The 19,042-nt window shown below is 69.5% G+C and carries 15 protein-coding genes; 7 read left to right on the top strand and 8 right to left on the bottom strand.

Annotated features, from left to right (window positions below):
- Positions 1-80: 80 nt before the first annotated feature.
- From NVS89_RS13635 to dksA, 3 genes are all read left to right on the top strand, one after another.
- Positions 81-1,361, top strand: coding sequence for an NAD(P)/FAD-dependent oxidoreductase (locus tag NVS89_RS13635; protein ID WP_258733293.1), 1,281 nt, complete (start codon positions 81-83; stop codon positions 1,359-1,361).
- A 122-nt stretch (positions 1,362-1,483) separates the two neighbouring features.
- Entirely contained in the window at positions 1,484-2,308 is an 825-nt protein-coding gene (locus tag NVS89_RS13630; protein ID WP_258733313.1) for a MipA/OmpV family protein, read from the top strand.
- Positions 2,309-2,668: 360 nt separating this feature from the next.
- A complete protein-coding gene (gene dksA / locus NVS89_RS13625) occupies positions 2,669-3,085 on the top strand; it encodes an RNA polymerase-binding protein DksA (RefSeq protein ID WP_258733292.1) in 417 nt (138 codons plus the stop codon).
- Positions 3,086-3,221: 136 nt separating this feature from the next.
- Here the strand turns inward: dksA and NVS89_RS13620 are convergent, their stop codons facing one another.
- Positions 3,222-4,262, bottom strand: a complete 1,041-nt coding sequence (locus tag NVS89_RS13620) for a flagellar biosynthetic protein FliO (protein ID WP_258733291.1) — start codon at positions 4,260-4,262, stop codon at positions 3,222-3,224.
- Between the two features lie 371 nt (positions 4,263-4,633).
- Between NVS89_RS13620 and cckA the strand changes: the two genes are divergently transcribed.
- The 3 genes from cckA (at position 4,634) to NVS89_RS13605 (ending at position 10,591) form a co-directional block, all read left to right on the top strand.
- Entirely contained in the window at positions 4,634-7,159 is a 2,526-nt protein-coding gene (gene cckA, locus NVS89_RS13615) for a cell cycle histidine kinase CckA (protein WP_258733290.1), read from the top strand.
- Positions 7,160-7,193: 34 nt separating this feature from the next.
- The gene (gene pgi, locus NVS89_RS13610) at positions 7,194-8,837 is read left to right on the top strand and encodes a glucose-6-phosphate isomerase (RefSeq protein ID WP_258733289.1); all 1,644 of its coding nucleotides are present in this window, start codon (positions 7,194-7,196) and stop codon (positions 8,835-8,837) included.
- Positions 8,838-8,962: 125 nt separating this feature from the next.
- A complete protein-coding gene (locus NVS89_RS13605; RefSeq protein WP_258733288.1) occupies positions 8,963-10,591 on the top strand; it encodes an alpha-D-glucose phosphate-specific phosphoglucomutase in 1,629 nt (542 codons plus the stop codon).
- A 27-nt stretch (positions 10,592-10,618) separates the two neighbouring features.
- On the opposite strand, the gene NVS89_RS13600 is transcribed toward NVS89_RS13605, so the two are convergent.
- From NVS89_RS13600 to NVS89_RS13575, 6 genes are all read right to left on the bottom strand, one after another.
- Positions 10,619-11,122 (bottom strand): MarR family winged helix-turn-helix transcriptional regulator, encoded by a 504-nt coding sequence (locus NVS89_RS13600; protein WP_258733287.1) that lies wholly within the window; start codon positions 11,120-11,122, stop codon positions 10,619-10,621.
- 341 nt (positions 11,123-11,463) lie between these two features.
- Positions 11,464-12,420 carry an agmatinase gene (speB, locus tag NVS89_RS13595; RefSeq protein ID WP_258733286.1) on the bottom strand — a complete coding sequence of 319 codons (957 nt, stop codon included), beginning with the start codon at positions 12,418-12,420 and terminating at the stop codon, positions 11,464-11,466.
- Positions 12,420-13,376, bottom strand: coding sequence for an agmatinase (gene speB / locus NVS89_RS13590; protein ID WP_258733285.1), 957 nt, complete (start codon positions 13,374-13,376; stop codon positions 12,420-12,422). The genes speB (NVS89_RS13595) and speB (NVS89_RS13590) overlap by 1 nt, the downstream gene beginning before the upstream one ends.
- Positions 13,377-13,478: 102 nt before the next feature.
- The gene (locus NVS89_RS13585) at positions 13,479-14,261 is read right to left on the bottom strand and encodes a creatininase (RefSeq protein ID WP_258733284.1); all 783 of its coding nucleotides are present in this window, start codon (positions 14,259-14,261) and stop codon (positions 13,479-13,481) included.
- Between the two features lie 23 nt (positions 14,262-14,284).
- Positions 14,285-14,998: an SDR family NAD(P)-dependent oxidoreductase gene (locus NVS89_RS13580; protein WP_258733283.1), complete on the bottom strand. Its 714-nt coding sequence runs from the start codon at positions 14,996-14,998 to the stop codon at positions 14,285-14,287.
- Positions 14,992-15,750, bottom strand: coding sequence for an SDR family NAD(P)-dependent oxidoreductase (locus NVS89_RS13575; RefSeq protein WP_258733282.1), 759 nt, complete (start codon positions 15,748-15,750; stop codon positions 14,992-14,994). Before NVS89_RS13575 ends, NVS89_RS13580 begins: the two co-directional genes overlap by 7 nt.
- Positions 15,751-15,943: 193 nt before the next feature.
- Here NVS89_RS13575 and NVS89_RS13570 point away from each other — a divergent pair, with 193 nt between their 5' ends.
- A complete protein-coding gene (locus NVS89_RS13570) occupies positions 15,944-16,873 on the top strand; it encodes a LysR family transcriptional regulator (RefSeq protein ID WP_258733281.1) in 930 nt (309 codons plus the stop codon).
- On the opposite strand, the gene NVS89_RS13565 is transcribed toward NVS89_RS13570, so the two are convergent.
- On the bottom strand, positions 16,858-18,981 hold the full coding sequence (locus NVS89_RS13565; protein ID WP_258733280.1) for a GumC family protein: 2,124 nt from the start codon (positions 18,979-18,981) through the stop codon (positions 16,858-16,860). The two genes, NVS89_RS13570 and NVS89_RS13565, sit on opposite strands and share 16 nt — an antisense overlap.
- Positions 18,982-19,042: the final 61 nt, after the last annotated feature.

Here is a 19,042-nt window from a genome sequence, read left to right as displayed (position 1 = left end):
CTCGAACTCGCACTGAATCGACGGCCGGTGTGCCGCCAACATATAGTGAGCGTCGCAATGTTTGCGCGAAGCGGAGCGCGATGCAGCAGGCAACGGCGCGGGAAGCGCACTTCGATACCTTTTACGGCGCGATGGCCTTCGGCAGCGGGCCGGCGCCACCGCCGCGCCGCCAGCTCACCCAGGACGTCGATTGCGACGTGTGCGTGATCGGCGGCGGGCTCGCCGGGCTGTGGACGGCGCGGGCGCTGGCCGCGCGCGGGCACGAGGTGGTGGTGATCGAGCGCGCGCGGGTCGGCGCCGGCGCCTCGGGACGCAATGCCGGCTTCGTCGGCCCCGGCTACGCGCTGGCGCCGGAGAGACTGGCGCGCCGCGTCGGGCCGCAGGCGACCCGGGAGCTGTGGGATCTTTCGCGCGAGGGCGTCGAGATCGTGCGCGCCGTCGCCCATGCTGCCGGGCTCGCCCCGGTGGCCGGCCGGCTCGAGGTCAGCCTCGCCGACGACGAAGCGGCCACGAGGCGGCGCGCGGACTGGCTGGCGCGCTGTCTCCATGTGCCGTGCGAGGCCTGGTCGACGCGCGAGCTGCGCGACGTGCTGCGCACCGAGCGCTACTATCAGGCGTTGCACTTTCCCGAATCCTTCCAGCTCGATCCGCTCGCCCTCGCGCGCCATCTCGCGGCGGCGCTGGAGGAGGAGGGCGTGCGCATCTTCGAGGCGAGCGAGGCACGCACCGCCGATCTCGCCGGGGTGCGCAAGCATGTGGCGACTGCCGGCGGCCGGGTGCGCGCCCACCACGTCGTGCTCTGCGCCGGCGTGCTGAGCGGGCGGGTATGGCCCGAGGTCGCGCGCGCGGCGATGCCGGTCTCGACCTATGTCGGCGTGAGCGAGGACGTCGGCGACCGGCTCGGCGCGGCGGTGCAGTTCGCCGGCGGCGTGTCCGACATGCGCCGCACCGGCAATTATTTCCGCCGTGTCGGCGACCGGCTGCTGTGGGGCACCGACGCCACGACGCGCACCGGCACGCCGCGCGGGCTGGCGGACAGGCTCGCCCGCGAGATCGGGCGCACCTTCCCGGCGCTGAAGGGGGTGAGGATCGAGCACGCCTGGGCGGGGACGATGGCCTATGCGGTCCACGCCATGCCGCTGATCGGCCGGCTGGAGCCCGGCGTGTGGATCGCCTCCTGCTTCGGCGGGCACGGGCTCAACACCACGGCGATGGCGGGCGAGCTGGTGGCCTCGGGCATCGTCGAGGGGGACGAGCGCTGGAAGCAGTTCGCCCCGTTCGGCATCGTCGGCGCGGGCGGGCTGGCCGGGCGCTTCGCCGCCGAGCTGGCCCTGCGGGCGGCTTCCTTGCGAAGACAATAGGTTAACGTGACTTTTCGGCAACCACTGCCGCGCCATCGTGCTGTAATAGAGCTGACACAGGCAATGGGAAGCGAGTGATGCGGGCGATCGGCGTTGCAGGTTTTTGTGTGGTCGCGGGCGTGATGGGTCAGGCCCTGCCGGCGAGTGCCGCCGATCTCGGCATCGAGACGCCGCCGATGGCGGTGGAGAAGGCTCCCGGCTATGTCGACCGCGAATGGACGCTGACGCTCGGCGGCTACGCCATGGTGCAGCCCGAATATGCCGGCTCGGACGATTACGAGTTCGGCTTCAAGCCGATCATCTACATCAGCCGCGCCGACAAGCTGAGCCGCTGGCGCAGCTTCAACGACAGCGCCAGCATCGCGCTGTGGGATACGGGGTTTTTCGAGGCCGGTGTGGTCGGCCAGATCAACTGGAAGCGTGATTCGAGCGATTCCGACGATCTGCGCGGGCTGAACGACGTCGATTACGCCTACCAGGTCGGCGGCTACGCGCAGTGGTACCCGGCTGACTGGCTGCGCCTGCGCGGCGAGCTTCGCTACGGATTCGGCGGGTTCGACGGCGTGGTGGCCGACCTCGCGGTCGACGCCATCCACTTCACCGAATTCTGGGGCGGCATGGCGCTTTCGGCCGGTCCGCGCATGACGCTGGCGAGCTCGGGCTATACCGATGCCTATTTCGGCATCACGCCCGAGGAGTCTGCGGCGGCGATGGCGCAGGGCAACAACCTGACCCCCTACGAGGCCGGCGGCGGCATCTATTCGGTCGGCTTCGGCGGCCAGATCCTGAAGCGCTTCACGCCGAACATCCTCGGCTCGGTGTTCGCCGAGTACAAATATCTGATGGACGACGCCGCCGACAGCCCGCTGGTTGTGCAGAACGGCGACCGCAATCAGTTCCAGGCGGGCGTCTCGCTCTCCTACACCTTCTTCCTCGGCTTCGAATGACGGCATCCCGCTCCGGCCCGACGGCCGGACGGGGACGCCTGCGACGAGCGCGTGCGCGGCCGGTGCAGGTATTCGTGCGCGCCACCTGTGCGTGTATCGCCTGCGGACGCTACGTCACCTTGGCGCGTGGCCGCTCCGGCACCGCCCGGCGAGGGGCGGGCGCCGGTCGCGATTCGGCTGCCGGTTCTCACGTAGTGTTCCGGCCGGCTCACGCCTTTGCCCGCTTTTGGCGCGCAAGCTGCTGAAAAATCCAGCATTTCATGTCGTTGTGATGACGACGAGAAATGTTGTACGGGCCCGTTCGGGAGGCTATAAGCACCGCCCAAGAGGGGTGGCCCCCGAAAACGAGGACGAAGGCCGATGTCGGTTGAGATCGACCAGGAATATCGCCCCCGCGAGGACGAGCCTTTCATGAACGAGCGGCAGCGCGAATATTTTCGCCACAAGCTGTTGCAGTGGAAGGATGACATCCTGCGGGAAGCACGCGAGACGTTGCAGCATCTTCAGGACGAAAATCAGAACCACCCGGATATCGCCGATCGCGCATCGTCGGAGACCGACCGCGCCATCGAGCTTCGCGCCCGCGACCGGCAGCGCAAGCTGATCGCCAAGATCGACGCGGCGCTCGAGCGGATCGACGACGGCAGCTACGGCTATTGCGAGGAGACGGGCGAGCCGATCTCCCTCAAGCGTCTCGAAGCCCGGCCGATCGCTACGCTGTCGATCGAGGCGCAGGAGCGCCACGAGCGGCGCGAGCGGGTCTATCGCGACGACTGACGCCGGGCCGGCCCTAAGGGGCCCGGTTCCCGCAGGCGGGCGACCTGTGGGGAGAAACCTGCGGCCGAGATTGAAATGTGAAACGGCGGCCCGGTGCGCGGGCCGCCGTTTGCATTTGCGGGGACTGCGGCTGCGCTCACGGGCGGCGGGTGCGGCCGAGCAGATTCGCCATCTCGATATCGAAGGCTTCGCCGGACTCGCGATCCGGCACGCGCTCCGAGGCGGAAGGGGGGATCACCTCCGGCGACCGGCCGGAACCGGGTGAGGCCGGCTCGGGCGAGATGACCTCCGGTGCGGATGCCTCGCTTGTCGGCGCGGGCCCCGTCGATCCATGCCCCGCGGAGGAGGGCCCGAGCGGGGCCGGCCTCGCGGGCGCGGGGTTCACGGGCACCGGGCTCGACGGTGGGGCATCGCTCGCTGCGGTGCTGCCGGCCGACGTCAACGGGGAAAGGATCTCCGGGGCCCTGGCGGCCGGCCGGCTCGGTTCCCGGCCGACATCGGCGGGAATCGGGGAAATGCCCGGTTCGGTGCGATGCTCGGTAGGGATGCGCTGCGGCGCCGGCGCGGGCCGGGGCACGCGCGGGGCCGGCTCGGCGCGTGAGACCGGCTCGGGGCGCGGGGCGACCGGTTCGGCGCTCACGGCGGGACGGCGCAGCGTCTCCTCGAGCTGCTCCACCATGCCGGCGAAGGCCGGGTCGACCTTCACCGTGACGCGCGGGCCGCTCTCCGTGCGCTCGGTGGGCCGGGTCTGGGGAAAGGCCGGCGATGCGGCCGGGCGTGTCGAGGCGAGCGGGCGCTCCGGCGGCGGGGCCGGGGGCCGGGCGGCAGGCGGCACCGAGGGCGGCGTCGCTGGCTCGCGCGCGGGGGGGTGCGGTTCCGCCTGCGTCACGACCGGTGTCGCGCCGATGCCGCTCTCCACCAGGAAGTCGCTTCCCCCGCCCAGCACCACGAGGTGCTGGACGTCGTCGCGCTGGATCAGCACCAGCCGCCGCGTCTCGTCGATCTGCAACTGGTCGACCACCGCCAGCCGATGGCCGCCTACCATGGCGTGCCGGTTGCGGCGGCGGGCCCGGCGGCCGAACAGGATGACGATGAGAGCGAGCACGACCGCGCCGGCAAGTGCCAGCAGCAGGCCGGCATTGCCTGCGCCGGTCAGGGCGGACAGCATTTCCGTCATGGGGTGCCTCTCCTCAGCCGAACCTCGCGCCGCGTTTTCGCGCAGCCCAAGGCTCCTTCGCCGCACTTTGTGTCGCGGAAGGGGCGGGGCGGCAAGTGGTAGAGCGGGCTTAGGGCGGTAATCGGGCCGGCGGACGGCCCGCGGCGACGCCAATCGCAGCGTGTTGGACCGGCTCCCGCCGCCGCGCTGGAGGCTTGAGAACGCGGGCCGCGATGGGTCGGCTCGTGCCTCGGTCGGGGAAAAGAGGGGGCCGGATAAGCGGGTATCCGGCCGAATCGGCCCTTGCCCGACGCGGCAGGGTCGGGCACCAAGGACGAAAGGTTGAATCGCCCGCTTCGAGCCTGGCGGCGAGGGGGGCCCTAAGCAGCGACATGGCGGACAGCGCACCCGACGATCCCACCAACGATCGACCGGAAATCGGCGGCAGCATCCGGCTCGTGCTGGTGGTGGCGCTTGCGCTCGTCGGCGCGGTGGCCTCGCTGCTGCTGCTGGGCCGCGACAAGGCCGACCCCTGGATCATCGGGCTGCTGACCGTGCTCGCGGTGGTCGGCGTGTTCGCGCTGTTCGCCTATGCCGCCGGCCTGCTGCGCTTCGGCGTGCCCGACCCGCGCGACGAGCTCGCCCGGCGCATCGTCGACAGCGCGGCCGAGGGGATGAGCATCGTCGACCCGCTCGGGCGCGTGCTCTACGCCAATCCGCGCTATGGCGAGATCACCGGCGCCACCCGCCCGGAGGAGCTGCGCCCGATCGAGCGGCTCTTCACCAGCGACCCTGACGCCTCGGAGGCGGTCTACCGCCTCGCCCAGGGCGTGCGCGAGGGCAAGGCGCTGACGGAGGAGGTCCGTGTCGCCGTGCCCGGCCTGCCGGTGCGCTGGCTCCGGCTGGGCGCCCGCCCAGGCGGCTCGGTGCCCCGGGGCGGGCAGGCGGTGGTGTGGACGGTGAGCGACCTCACGCGCGAGCGCGAGCGCCAGGAGAACGCCTTCCTCGAGCTTCAGCATGCGATCGACTATCTCGACCATGCGCCGGCCGGCTTCTTCTCGGCGGCGGCGGGCGGCGCCATCCACTACATCAACGCCACGCTGGTCGACTGGCTCGGCTATGACCTCGCCGAGTTCGGGCCCGGCGGGCTCTCGGTCGCCGACATCGTGCCCGGGCCGGCGGCGGCGCTGCTCACCGGCATGGCGCGGGTGCCGGGCGGGGTGCGCACCGAGGTGCTCGACCTCGACCTGCGGCGCAAGGACGGGCGGGCGCTGCCGGTGCGGATCTGGCACCGCGTCGCCTTCTCCTCGGACGGCACACCGGGTGCCTCGCGCACGCTGGTGGTCAACCGCTCGCGCGAGGATGCGGCGGGAGATCCGGCCCGCGCGGCTGAGGTGCGCTTCGCCCGCTTCTTCCACAATTCGCCGGTTGCCATCGCCACCGTCGACGGCGAGGGCCGCATCGCCCGCGCCAACGCCATGTTCGCGCGCCTGTTCGGCGGCGCCGACGCCGCCGAGGGGCGGCGCGTGGCAAATCTGGTGGGCGAGACCGTTCGCGCCCCGCTGGAGGCGGCGGTGGCGGAAGCTGTACAGGGGCAGGCGCCGCCCAGCCCGATCGACCTCGTGCTCGACCGCGAGGGCGGGCGCTCGGCCCGCTTCTATCTCGCGCCGGTGAAGGATGGCGAGGCGAGCGAGGCGGCGATCCTCTATGTGGTGGAGACCACCGAGCAGCGCGCGCTGGAGGCGCAGTTCGCCCAGTCGCAGAAGATGCAGGCGGTCGGCCAGCTCGCGGGCGGCGTCGCCCACGACTTCAACAACGTGCTGACCGCCATCATCGGCTATTCGGACCTTCTGCTCGCCAACAGCCGGCCGACCGACCCGTCCTTCCAGGACGTGATGCAGATCAAGCAGAACGCCAACCGCGCCGCCGGGCTGGTGCGCCAGCTCCTCGCCTTCTCGCGCCGCCAGACTCTGCGACCGCAGGTGCTGAACCTCGGCGACGTGATGAGCGATTTGTCCATGCTGCTGCGCCGGCTGCTGGGCGAGACCATCAAGCTGGAGGTGAAGGAGGGGCGCGACCTCTGGCCGGTGAAAGCGGACCTGAACCAGTTCGAGCAGGTGGTGGTGAATCTCGCGGTCAATGCGCGCGACGCCATGCCGGACGGCGGCTCGCTGACCATCCGCACCCGCAACGTCAGCGCCGACGAGGTGGAGCAGTATGGCGAGGCGGGCGAGGCGGGAGTGCCGCGCGCGGACCATGTGCTGGTCGAGGTGGTCGACACCGGCACCGGCATTCCGCCGGCCATACTGGACAAGATCTTCGAGCCGTTCTTCTCCACCAAGGAGGTGGGCAAGGGGACGGGCCTCGGGCTTTCCACCGTCTACGGCATCGTCAAGCAGACCGGCGGCACGCTGCAGGTGGAGAGCGAGCTCGGCCACGGCACCACCTTCCGCGTGTTCCTGCCGCGCCACGTGCCCGACGTGGTGGAGATCGCCCCCAAGGCTGTGGAGGCCGAGCCGGCGAACAAGGCGGCGGACCTCACCGGCCGCGGGACCGTTCTGCTGGTGGAGGACGAGGAGGCGGTGCGTGCCTTCGCCGCCCGGGCGCTGGTCTCGCGCGGCTACCAGGTGCTGGAGGCCGGCTCCGGCCTCGAGGCGCTGGAGGTGATGGAGGATCACGGCGGCGAGGTGGACCTCGTCCTGTCCGACGTGGTGATGCCGGAAATGGACGGGCCCTCGCTCTTGAAGGAGTTGCGCGCGGCCAATCCCGACATAAAGGTGATATTCATGTCGGGCTATGCCGAGGAAGCCTTCGCCAAGAACCTGCCGGAGGGCGCAGATTTCGGCTTCCTGCCGAAACCGTTCACGCTCAAGCAGCTCATCGAGGCGGTGAAGAAAAGCATGGGGCGGAGCGACTGACGCGCCGTCCCGACCAATGGGTCTGGAGGAACGCATGAGTGCGAAGATCGACGACGTTTTCATGGCCCTCGCGGCGGACCATGCGGCGCGCAAGGATCAGCGCGTCGCCGACCTGTTCGCGAAGGACCCGGACCGCTTCACCGCGTTCTCGGCCCGGCTCGACGATCTGCTGCTCGACTTCTCCAAATGCTCGCTGACCGCCGACACGCTGGCGCTGCTGCTTGATCTCGCGCGTGCCGCCGGGGTGGAGGAGCGGCGCGAGGCCATGTTCGCGGGCGTCCACATCAACGTCACCGAGGACCGCGCGGTGCTGCACACGGCGCTGCGCGATCCCGGCACCTCGCCGCTGAATGTCGACGGGCAGGACGTGCGCGCCGACGTCGCCCAGGTGCTGGCCGAGATGGCGCGCTTCGCCGAGGGCATCCGCTCGGGCACGCTCAAGGGCTGGACCGGCAAGCCGATCGCCGACGTGGTGAATATCGGCATCGGCGGCTCGGACCTCGGCCCGGCCATGGCGACGCTGGCGCTGGCGCCCTATCACGACGGTCCGCGCGCGCATTACGTCTCCAATGTCGACGGCGCCCATCTCTACGACACGATCCGGGATCTCGACCCCGCCTCGACGCTGTTCATCGTCGCCTCCAAGACCTTCACCACGCAGGAGACCATGTCCAACGCCGCTTCGGCACGCGCCTGGCTGGTCGAGGCGCTGGGCGAGCAGGCGGTGGGCAACCACTTCGCCGCGGTGTCGACCGCGCTCGACAAGGTGGCGGCGTTCGGCATCGCCCCGGACCGGGTGTTCGGCTTCTGGGACTGGGTCGGCGGGCGCTATTCGGTGTGGTCGGCGATCGGCCTGCCGGTGATGCTGGCGGTCGGGCCGGCCAATTTCCGCCGCTTCCTCGATGGCGGCCACGCGGTGGACGTGCATTTCCGCCATGCGCCGCTGGAGCAGAACCTGCCGGTGCTGCTCGGCCTGGTCGGCATCTGGCACCGCGACGTGTGCGGCTACGCCACCCGCGCGGTCATCCCCTACGACCAGCATCTCTCGCGCCTGCCGGCCTATTTCCAGCAGCTCGACATGGAGAGCAACGGCAAGCGGGTGACGCTGGAGGGCAAGCCGGTCGCCTACGACACCGGGCCGGTGATGTGGGGCGAGCCGGGCACAAACGGCCAGCACGCCTTCTTCCAGCTCATCCACCAGGGTACCAGCCCGATCCCGGTGGAGTTCCTCATCGCCGCCCACGGCCATGCGGAGGAGAAGGACCCGCTGCTGAAGCGCCAGCACGCCATGCTGATCGCCAACTGCCTCGCCCAGTCCGAGGCGCTGATGCGCGGGCGCACCGAGGAGGTGGCGAAGGCGCAGCTTCTCGCCGCCGGCCGCGACGAGGAGGCGGCGGACCGCATCGCCCCGCACCGCGTGTTCCCCGGCAGCCGCCCGTCGGTGACGATCGCCTATGACAAGCTCGACCCCTATGCGCTCGGACGCATCATCGCGCTTTACGAGCATCGCGTGTTCGTCGAGGGAACCATCTGGGGCATCAACAGCTTCGACCAGTGGGGCGTCGAGCTCGGCAAGGAACTCGCCAACACGCTGCTGCCGGCGGTGGAAAGCGGGAAGCCCTCCGACGGCCTGTCGGCCTCGTCCGCCGGCCTTCTTCAGCACCTGACGGCCGGCTAGCCGGCGCCCGCGCGGGCGGGCAGGCGGCGGGCCGGACAAGGGCGCGCCGCGTGCGCGCCGCGATAATCACGTCCCGAACGGCGCAGGCCGGGCGGGGCCAGACCGAATGAAATCCGGGGAGAGCCATGATCCGCGTCGTCGCCACCACGCCCTTTGACGGCCAGAAGCCCGGCACGTCCGGGCTGCGCAAGAAGGTCTCCGTCTTCCAGCAGCCGCACTATGTCGAGAACTTCGTGCAGTCGATCTTCGACAGCCTCGAAGGCTTCGAGGGCGAGACGCTGGTGATCGGCGGCGACGGGCGCTTCTACAATCGCGAGGCGATCCAGATCGTCGTCAGGATGGCGGCGGCCGCCGGCTTCGGCCGGGTGATGGTGGGGCAGGGCGGCATCCTCTCCACCCCTGCCGCGTCCTGCGTCATCCGCAAGCACGAGGCGTTCGGCGGCATCATCCTCTCGGCGAGCCACAATCCCGGCGGCGAGCACGGCGATTTCGGCATCAAATACAATGTCGGCAATGGCGGCCCGGCGCCCGAACACGTCACCGATGCGATCTTCGAGCGCAGCAAGGCGATCCGCGAATACCGCATCTTCGACGCGCCGGACGTCGACCTCGACACGCTCGGCATCACCCGCGTCGGCGACATGGTGGTCGATGTCGTAGATCCCGTGGAGGACTATGCCGAGCTGATGGGGACGCTGTTCGACTTCGACGCGATCCGCGACCTGTTCGCCTCCGGCTTCACCATGCGGTTCGACGCGATGAGCGCGGTCACCGGGCCCTATGCGACGGCGATCCTCGAGGAGACGCTGGGCGCCGAGGCCGGAACGGTGGTGCACGGCGTGCCGCTGCCCGATTTCGGCGGGCATCATCCCGACCCGAACCTCGTCCACGCCAAGAGCCTCTATGACCTGCTGATGTCGGACCATGCGCCCGACCTCGGCGCCGCCTCGGACGGCGACGGCGACCGCAACATGATCATCGGCCGCGGACGCTTCGTCACGCCCTCGGATTCGCTCGCCATCATCGCCGCCAACGCGCATCTGACGCCGGGCTACAAGGCGGGCATCGCCGGCATCGCCCGCTCCATGCCGACCAGCGGCTCGGCCGATCGGGTGGCGGAAAAGCTCGGCGTGACCTGCTACGAGACGCCGACCGGCTGGAAGTTCTTCGGCAATCTGCTCGATGCCGGCCTCGCCACGGTGTGCGGGGAGGAGAGCTTCGGCACCGGCTCCAACCATGTGCGCGAGAAGGACGGCCTGTGGGCGGTGCTGATGTGGCTGAACATCCTCGCCATCCGCCGGCAGGGCGTCGACGAGATCGTGGGCGAGCACTGGGCGGCGTTTGGGCGTAACTACTACACGCGCCACGACTATGAGGAGGTCGATTCCGCCGCCGCCGACGGGCTGATGGCGGAACTGCGCAACCGGCTCGACACGCTGCCCGGAACCGTGATCCAGGGGCTGACGGTCGAGCGCGCGGACGATTTCGCCTATCACGACCCGGTCGACGGTTCGGTCACGACGCGCCAGGGCGTGCGGGTGTTCTTCACCGACCAGTCGCGGATCGTCTACCGCCTGTCGGGCACGGGGACGGCGGGCGCGACGTTGCGCGTCTATATCGAGCGCTTCGAGCCCGATCCGGCGCGGCACGACCTCGAGACGCAGTCGGCGCTGGCCGATCTGATCTCGGTCGCGCGGGTGCTGCCGGACATCGAAGGGCGCACCGGCCGCAAGGAGCCGAGCGTCATCACCTGACGGGGGATGGAGGAAAGGAGGCCGGCCTCAGCCGGTCTCCCCGTAGCGCAGCGCGCTGGTCCAGAGCATTTCCAGCCGCCGCAGCACGTTGAACGCGATGTTGAGTTCGCGCGCCTCGGCCTCGTCCGTGCTCTGGCGATGGCTGTTCTCGTGCATGGTGCGAATGGAATCGCACAGCTCCATCGCCTTGCTCGTCAGCTTCAGGCGGGCGGAGCGCCGATCGCGCTGCGAGGCGGCGCGGTGGACGTATCCGGCGTCGACGAGCTGCTTGAGATTGTAGGAGGCATTGGAGCCGAGATAGTGCCCGCGCTCCAGCAGGTCGCGCACCGAGAGCTCGTCATTGCCGATGGTGAACAGCAGCATGACCTGCGCGGGGCTGATGTCGTCCACGCCCAGCCGCGTCAGTTCCACTCGGAGCAGGTCGAGGAAACGGCGATGCGAACGTTCGATCAGGCGGGCGATCTCGAGATGCGTGATCGCCATCGCCTCCACTGTTCCATCGCTGGGTATCGCCCCCGGATTGGTGAACAAGACGCGTTCCGGGTCGGGCGCACCGACAGAATTGCTACGTTCATTGGCTGGCTTTCCGGCCATGCGCCCACTCCCGACCACAGCTACTCAGGCTTCCGCCTACGCAAGTAACCGCCTACGAAGGAATCGCGGCGGCCCGACGTCGGCACAATATGACACAAACAATGCCGAAACGCCCTCGTCTCGCAAAGCGGTAACCCTCAGCCGCTCAAAGAAAAATGGATTGGCATGCTGAAAGGTGACGCTTCGTGTCGCGCGCCGGCTTTTTTCCCGGTACGTCGCTACCCCAAAGTTTCGCTAAGAACCCAAGGCGTTTGGCTGCGGACCGAATCGCGGATTCATCACCCGCGCCTGTTGTGCAGGATGCGGCCGATGAAGTTCAGCAATACCTGCGCGGCGAGGATCGAGGTCACACCGCCGGGATCGTATTCGCGGGCCACCTCGACCAGATCGACTCCGATCACGGTGCCGCGCTTCGTCAGCCCGTCGAGCAGCTCCAGCACCTCGTAATAGGCGAAGCCGCCATGGCTCGGCGTGCCGGTGCCCGGCGCGATGGAGGGGTCGAAGCCGTCTATGTCGATGGTGACGTAGTAGCGCCGGCCCTCCGGGATGCGCGCCAGCACCGCCTCGGTGCCGAGCTTGCGGATCTGGCGCACGCTCAGGATGTCGCTGCCCATGGCGCGCGCCGCCTCGTAGCCCTCGCGGGCGGTGGAGGAGACGTTGCGGATGCCGAGCTGGGTGAGGCCGGTCACATAGGGCTTCTCGGCCGCGCGACGCAGCGGATTGCCGTGGCCGCGCCGCACGCCGTGGCGCTCGTCGACGAAGTCGAGATGGGCGTCGAACTGGACGAGGTGGAACGGCTCCTCGTCCGAGAACGCCTCGATGCAGGGGATGTTGATCGAGTGGTCGCCGCCCAGCACGACCGGGATCGCGCCGGCCTTGAGGATCTTGCGCACGCCGTACTCGATGTTGGCGTGGCTCGTCTCGGTGTCAGTGTGGACCATGTCGGCATCGCCGATGTCGACGATACGCGTCGCGCCCGCCGCGAGGTAGGTGACGTCGTCCTCGTGGTCATAGGCGCCGGAATGGCCGAAGGAGAACAGGGTCGAGGCCTCGCGGATGGCGCGCGGGCCCGAGCGCGCGCCCGAGCGCCACTGCGTGCCGAGGTCGAAAGGCGCGCCGAGAATGGCGACGTCGGCGTCGATCGCGTCCCAGTCGAGCTGAAGCGGGTACTTGCCGAAGGTGCAGATGCCGACGAAGGGCAGGTCGAGCCGGCCGCTCTCGTAACCGTGGGCCATCAGCGCTTTCCTTTCGCTTCCACGACGCCGGCGAGGACGCACAGCAGCTCGAACATGATGGTGGCGCCGGTCAGCGCGGTGAGCCCGGACGGGTCGAAGGGCGGGGCGACCTCGACGAGGTCGGCGCCGATGATGTCGAGCCCGTCGAGCAGGCGCACCATTGCCTGCGCCTCGCGGGTGGAGAAGCCGCCGATCTCCGGCGTGCCGGTACCGGGTGCCTGCGAGGGATCGATGCCGTCGATGTCGAAGGTGACATAGGTCCGCTCCGCGCCGACGATGTCGCGGATCTCGGCCATCACGTCGGCGACGCCGCGTTCGGCGAACTCCTCGATGAAGATGATGCGCACGCCCATCTCGCGGGCATAGTCGTAATTGCCGGCGTCCGAGATCGCCCCGCGCAGGCCCACCTGCACGAAGCGCCTCGGATCGACCAGCCCTTCCTCGATGGCGCGGCGGAACGGGGTTCCGTGCGTGTAGCGGCTGCCGTTGAAGAAGGTGTCGTAGGTGTCGGAATGGGCGTCGAACTGGATGAGGCCCACGGGGCCGTCCGCCGCCAGCCCGCGCAGGATCGGCAGGCTGATGAGATGGTCGCCGCCGGCGGTCAGCGGCAGCGCCCCGGCTGCGCGCACGCCGGCATAGTGCGCCGAGATCAGGTCCAGCGAGCGCATCAGGTCGAACGGGTCGGTGATGACGTCGCCGCAATCGGCCACCCGGGCGCGGTCATAGGGCGAGAGGCCGGTGACGTGGTGGACGCGGCGCATCAGGCTCGACTGGTTGCGCAGCTCGCGCGGGCCGTGGCGGGTGCCGGCGCGGTTGGTGGTGCCCATGTCGAACGGCACGCCGATGATGGCGATGTCGACCTCGGCCGGCTCGGCGACCGGCAGGCGCATGAAGGTGGGCAGCCCGGCAAAGCGCGGGATGGTGCCGGAATCGAGCGGCTCGAACGGGCCTGTCATGGGAACCTCGAAAGGCTGGGAAGAAAGAGGGCCGGAAAGGAGGGCGCCGTCGAGGCGCCCGTGCGGTCGGGCGCCTCGGCACGTAGGCGGGGCCGGGGTGGGCTACTGGTCCAGCCGGAATTCCTTGCGGATCGCCTCGGCGATCAGGGGGACGTAGTCGTCCATCAGGAGCTGGCCCTTCTCGGCGGTCGAGCCGGTCGCGACCGCGAGCACGCCCGAATGCGGCAGCCCGAAATCCTCCGGCAGCGGGAACTTGTCATAGGGCGGGAAGGTCGCTGGGCCATCGTCCGGCACCTTGTCCATCTCCACCAGCTCCGGGCGCAGCAGCAGCATGAGCGAGGTCTCCAGCAGGCTGGCGTGCTCGAGGTCGATGCCGGGAAAGCCGTCCGGGAACAGCTTGTCGAGGGTCGGGCGCTGGGCGAAGTCCCAATATTCGAGCCGCATCGCCTGCATGTCGTGAATGCCGTCGCGCCAGAGCTCGCGCAGGGCGAGGTCGAGCCCTTCGACCGAGGGCCAGCAATTCTCGTAATGGCCGTTGACCACCACGATCCGGCGCACCCCCTGGCGGCCGAGATTGCGGATGACGTCGCGCACCACCAGCGAGAAGGTGTGGGCGTCGAGGCTCAGCGTGCCGGGGAAGTGCTCGCCGCCGCCCGAGCGGGGCATCGACTTGCAGCCATAGGGAATGGTCGGCGCGACGAGGCCGCCAACCTCGCGCGCCACGCGCTCACATACGCCCGTGGGCAGGGTGACGTCCACGCACAGCGGCAGATGCGGGCCGTGCTGCTCGGTGGAGCCGAGGGGCAGGAACACCGGGGCGCCGGCCGCGACCTTCGATTTGAATTCCAGCCAGTTGAGTTCGTCGAGACGGACGCTGTCGACCATGGGCCTTCCCCCGGATTTTGCGCTCAGTGCATGGCGGCGCCGCCGTCGACGCTGATGCACTGGCCGGTGATGAATGTCGTGTGGCGGCTGGCGAGGAACAGCACCGCCTGGGCGACCTCGGCCGGGCGGCCGATGCGCCCGTAGGGGTTGCCGGTCTCCAGCCGCTTCAGCTCCTCGCCCATATTGGGGAAGTCGAGCAGCGGGGTGTCGATCGGGCCGGGGGCGATGGCGTTCACCTGGATGCGCGGGGCGAGCTCGCGCGCCCAGGAGCGGGTGAGGCTGATGATCGCGCCCTTGGTGCCGGCATAGCCGGAAAAGCCGGCGCGCCCGAGATAGGCGAGCTCGGAGGCGATGTTGATGATGCGCCCGTTCTCGCCGAAATGCCGGAGCGCCTCGCGCGCCATCAGGATCGGGCCGCGGATGTTGACCGCCGCCATGCGGTCATAGGTGGCGATGTCGAAGTTCGCCAGCGGCGTGTCCACGCAGATGCCGGCGCAGTTGATGACGATGTCGAGCCCGCCGAGCTGGTCGACGGCGACCTCCATGCTGCCCGCGACGGACGCCTCGTCCGCGACATTGGTGATGATGGTGGGCCAGGTGGTGGCCTGCTCGGGCGGATGCAGGTCGAAGCCGATCACCTGCGCTCCCGCGGCCGCGAGGGCGTCCGCGCTGGCGAGGCCGATGCCGCTCGCCCCGCCGGTGACGATGACCCGCAAACCCTCGTAAGCCGCTACCATGGGAATTCTCCGCGATCGACCCCGAGGCTCTGGCCGGTGATGTTCGCGGCGAGGTCTGAGGCCAGGAAAAGATAGGTCCCGGCAACATCGTCCGGATCCATGAAGCCGGGAAGGATCTGTGCGGCCACGATTTCGTCAAGCAGCGCGTCCGGCGTCACCTTCATCCGGTCCGCCATGGCGTGGAGCGAGCGCAGCGACGCCTCGGTGCGCACCCAGCCCGGGCAGACCGCGTTCACCGTGATGCCGCGCGGGCCGAGCTCCTTGGCCCAGCTCTTGGTGAGGCCGATCACCGCGTGCTTGGAGGCGACATAGGCGCCGAACAGCGCTTCGGCGCCGCGCGACCAGACCGAGGCGGTGTTGACGATCCGCCCGCCATGGCCGAGGCGCGGCAGCAGCGCGCGGGTGACGAGGAAGGTGCCGACGACATTGATCTCGATCACCCGGCGGAAGGTGGCCTCGTTGTCGGCGCTCGCGTCGTCGAGCGGGGTGACGAGCTCGAGCCCGGCATTGTTCACCAGCACGTCGAGATGGGGCAGGGCATCGGCCACGGCGGCGACGGCATCGGCGCTGGTGATGTCGGCGCGGTGGGCGCGGGCACCGAGACGCTCGGCGGCTTCGAAGATGGCGTCGTCATCGGCCAGCATGTGCAGCTCGACCCCGGCGGCGGCGAAGGCGCGGGCGATGCCGAAGCCGATGCCGCGGCTGGAGCCGGTGACGAGCACGGTCCGCCCGGAAAGGCCGTCCAGCGTCACGAGACGCGCTCCGCGGGGGCAGGGCGACACGGCGCGGGGCGACACGCGGCGGGCGCGGGCATGGTCGGGCGCGAATCCAAGACGGTGTCCTTGGTCGGAGGCACGCCCATGGTGTCGCAGTTTCACTTCCGAAAAAATAGGAATTCGTGAAAACTCATATCGACGAACATCGATGCGAACCGGGAAAGCGGGCATGCGCCGTCTGGACAATATCGACCTGCGCCTGCTGCGCGTCTTCCTCGTGCTCGCCGAGGAGGGCAGCTTCCGCGACGCGCAGATCGCCCTCAACCTTTCGCAGTCGACGCTGTCGACCCACCTCGCCGCGCTGGAGCGCCGGCTGGGCGGGCAGTTGTGCGAGCGCGGACGCTCGGGCTTCCGGCTGACGCCCTATGGCCAGTCGGTGCTCGCCGCGGCGCGCCAGCTGTTCGACGACGTCGACGCGTTCCAGGGGCGGATCGGGCGCGATCACGGTCCCCTCGTCGGCCGGCTCCGCGTGGGCATCGTCGACGGGGTGATCACCAATCCCCGGCTCGGGCTGCAGACGGCACTGTCGCGCTACATGGCCTATGCTTCGGAGGTGTTCGTGGACCTCGAGCTCGGCACGCCGCTCGTGCTGGAGAGGGCGCTGATGGACGGCGCGCGCGACGTTGTCATCGGCCCGCTGTCGCAAAAGCTGCCCGGCATCACCTATGTGCCGCTGCATCGCGAGGCGCAGGCGCTCTATTGCGGGCGCGGGCACGCCCTGTTCGAGCTGGCCGAGCGCGAGATCACCCATGAGAAGATCGAGCAGGCGCTGTTCTCGGTGCGCGGCTATCGCCACCTCGACGATCTCTACCGGGTGAACCATCCGCGCGCGAGCGCCGCCATCGTGCAGATGGAGGCGCAGGTGATGATGATCCTGTCCGGCCATTTCATCGGCTACCTGCCACGCCATATCGGCGACGACTGGGCGCAGCGCGGGCAGATGCGGGTGCTGGGGCCGGAGAGCTACGGTTTCGAATCCGCCCATTTCGCCGCAACCCGGCGGCTGAAGGGCGAGCAGCCGCTGGTCGACGCCTTCATGCGCGAATTGAGGGCGCAGGCGCAGCCCCCGGGTCCAGGCAGCGTTCAGGTGAGCCGGTAGATCCAGTCCGGCAGCAGGTAGCGCCGGCCGAGGAAGACGAAGCCCAGCGGCACGCCGCCATTCTCCATGATGGCGGAGCCGAGCGCGACGGCCTGCGCCTTGCGGGTTTTCTCGGCCCGAAGCACGACGACGTTGCCGTCGACCAGCGCGGCGATGCGCGAGCCGAGCCCGGCCGGGTCCTGCGCCGTGGAGCAGAACACCATGGCCTCGAACTCGCGGCCGAGTTCGTCCATCAGCCGGCGGGCCTCGTTCGCCGGCAGGCGCACGTCGAGCAGCGCGCTGCCCTCGCGGCCGGCCAGGGCCCACAGCAGCGGGGTGGGCGTGGGCATCACCATCAGGCCGCCCTTCTCCCGCGCGGCGGGATCTGCGACGGGCGGCTCCTCGGTGCTGAGATCGACGAGCAGGGTGCGCAGCCCGCGCTGGACGGTGATCTCGGTGGCGATGCCGGCGGCGAGCGGGGAGAGCGCCTCGTCCGGCCCGGGCGCCACGAACTGGATGGCGCGGACCGCGTGCTCGTCGACCTGCGTGTCGAGCAGCAGGCTGGCCAGCACCGCGATGTCGCGCTGGGTCGCCTCGGGGTCGTCGGCGCGCGACTGGTTGCCCACCTCGCCCAGCAGGGGCAGCGCCAGGGCGCGCTCGGCCTCGGCCGGCATTATGAAGGAGGACCGCAGCGCCGAGGCGACGGCGCCGGCGGCCGCGCCGAATAGCACGCCGCCGAGCAGACCGGCGGCGAGGAAGGGCAGGCGCATGCTGCGATTGGTGACGGCGGCGCCGGCGTCCTGGATCAGCCGGACATTCGACTCGCGCTCGGCGGCCGCCGCTTCCTCGATCTGGGCGGCGGTGGCGCGGCGCAGATATTCGCGATAGCCGTCATTGAGCGTGTCGCGGCGGCGGTTGAGCTCGACGAGGTCGGTCTCCGCCGTGCGCAGCGTCGCGAGGCGCTTCTCCGCGTCCGCCTGCTGCTGCGCCAGCTCCTTCTCCTGCTGGGTCAGCGCGTCCTGCTCGATGCGGAGCGACAGGACCATGTTGTTCACATAGCCGATCGCGGGGTTGCGGACGTCGCGGCTGGTCTCGTAGCTGCGGTCCTTGCGGGTGGCGATCTGCTCGCGGATGGTGTCGATCTGGCGGTTGATCTCGCGCATCATCGAGCCGTTCGGCGCGTATTGCGTGGCGAGCTTGTCGCGCTCGATCAGCAGGCGGGACAGGGCGTTGTTGTCGTCGTCATTGCCCAGCGCGTCGCTCTTCTGGTTGAAGTCGAGGACGGTGGAGGGCAGGGCCTTGAGCTGGCGCTCGGCCTCGGCGATCTGGCCGGCCACCGCCACCTTGCGCTCGGCCACCTGCCGCCGCCGCTGCACCACGGCGTCGACCTGGTTGGCGGCGAGCACGGCGTCCTGGTCGAAATCGATGATGCCGACGCGTGCCTTCAGGGCCTCGATCGACTTGTCGGTGTCGGCGAGCTGGCGCTTGAAGCGATCCACCTCGTTCATCAGGATCCGCGCGGTCGGGTTCTGCATGATGGCGCGCCGGCGCGCCATGTAAACCTCGACCAGCTTGTTCGCCGCCTCGATGGCGAGATCGCGGTCCGGGCTGGTGTAGGAGACCTGCACCACGTTGGAATCGTCGAGCACCTCGACCCGCAGGTTGCGGCGGAAGCGCTCGATCGAGCGGTCCATCACGCTGCCATTGCTCGACAGCATGTCGCGCAGCCCGGAGAACAGGCCCGGCTTGAACAGCCTGTCCGGCCCGATGCCCTCGATCACCGAGCGGATCACGTCCGCGCTCTCGATGATCTGGACCTCGGACTCGACCTGCTTCAGGCCCTCGATCGACAGCACCGAGGGGCCGTTGCCGGTGACGTTCTGGTCGTTGGAGACCTCGCGGCTGACGATCACCATCACCAGGCTGGAGGCGGTGTACTCGGTCTTCGACAGCGTCGCGGCGGCGACGCCGAGGCCGATCGGCACCAGCGCGGCCAGCAGGACGATGCGGACATGGAAGAAAGCGGCGATGAGAAAATCGCGCAGGGTGAACGTCGAATGGCGTCCTTCGGCCCCGGGACGGGAGCGGAACTCTTCCGTCTGGCCGGCAAGGGTGGACGTCATCGACATATTCGGTTCCCGGTGCCTCGATACAGCGTTGGCAGTACGTTCCTCACTAGCGAGAGTACGT

The organism is Ancylobacter mangrovi (genome assembly GCF_024752355.1).
Taxonomy (GTDB): Bacteria; Pseudomonadota; Alphaproteobacteria; order Rhizobiales; family Xanthobacteraceae; genus Ancylobacter; species Ancylobacter mangrovi.
The sequence above is the reverse complement of the archived record's forward strand: the minus strand, read 5'-3'. Positions and strand labels throughout refer to the sequence as shown.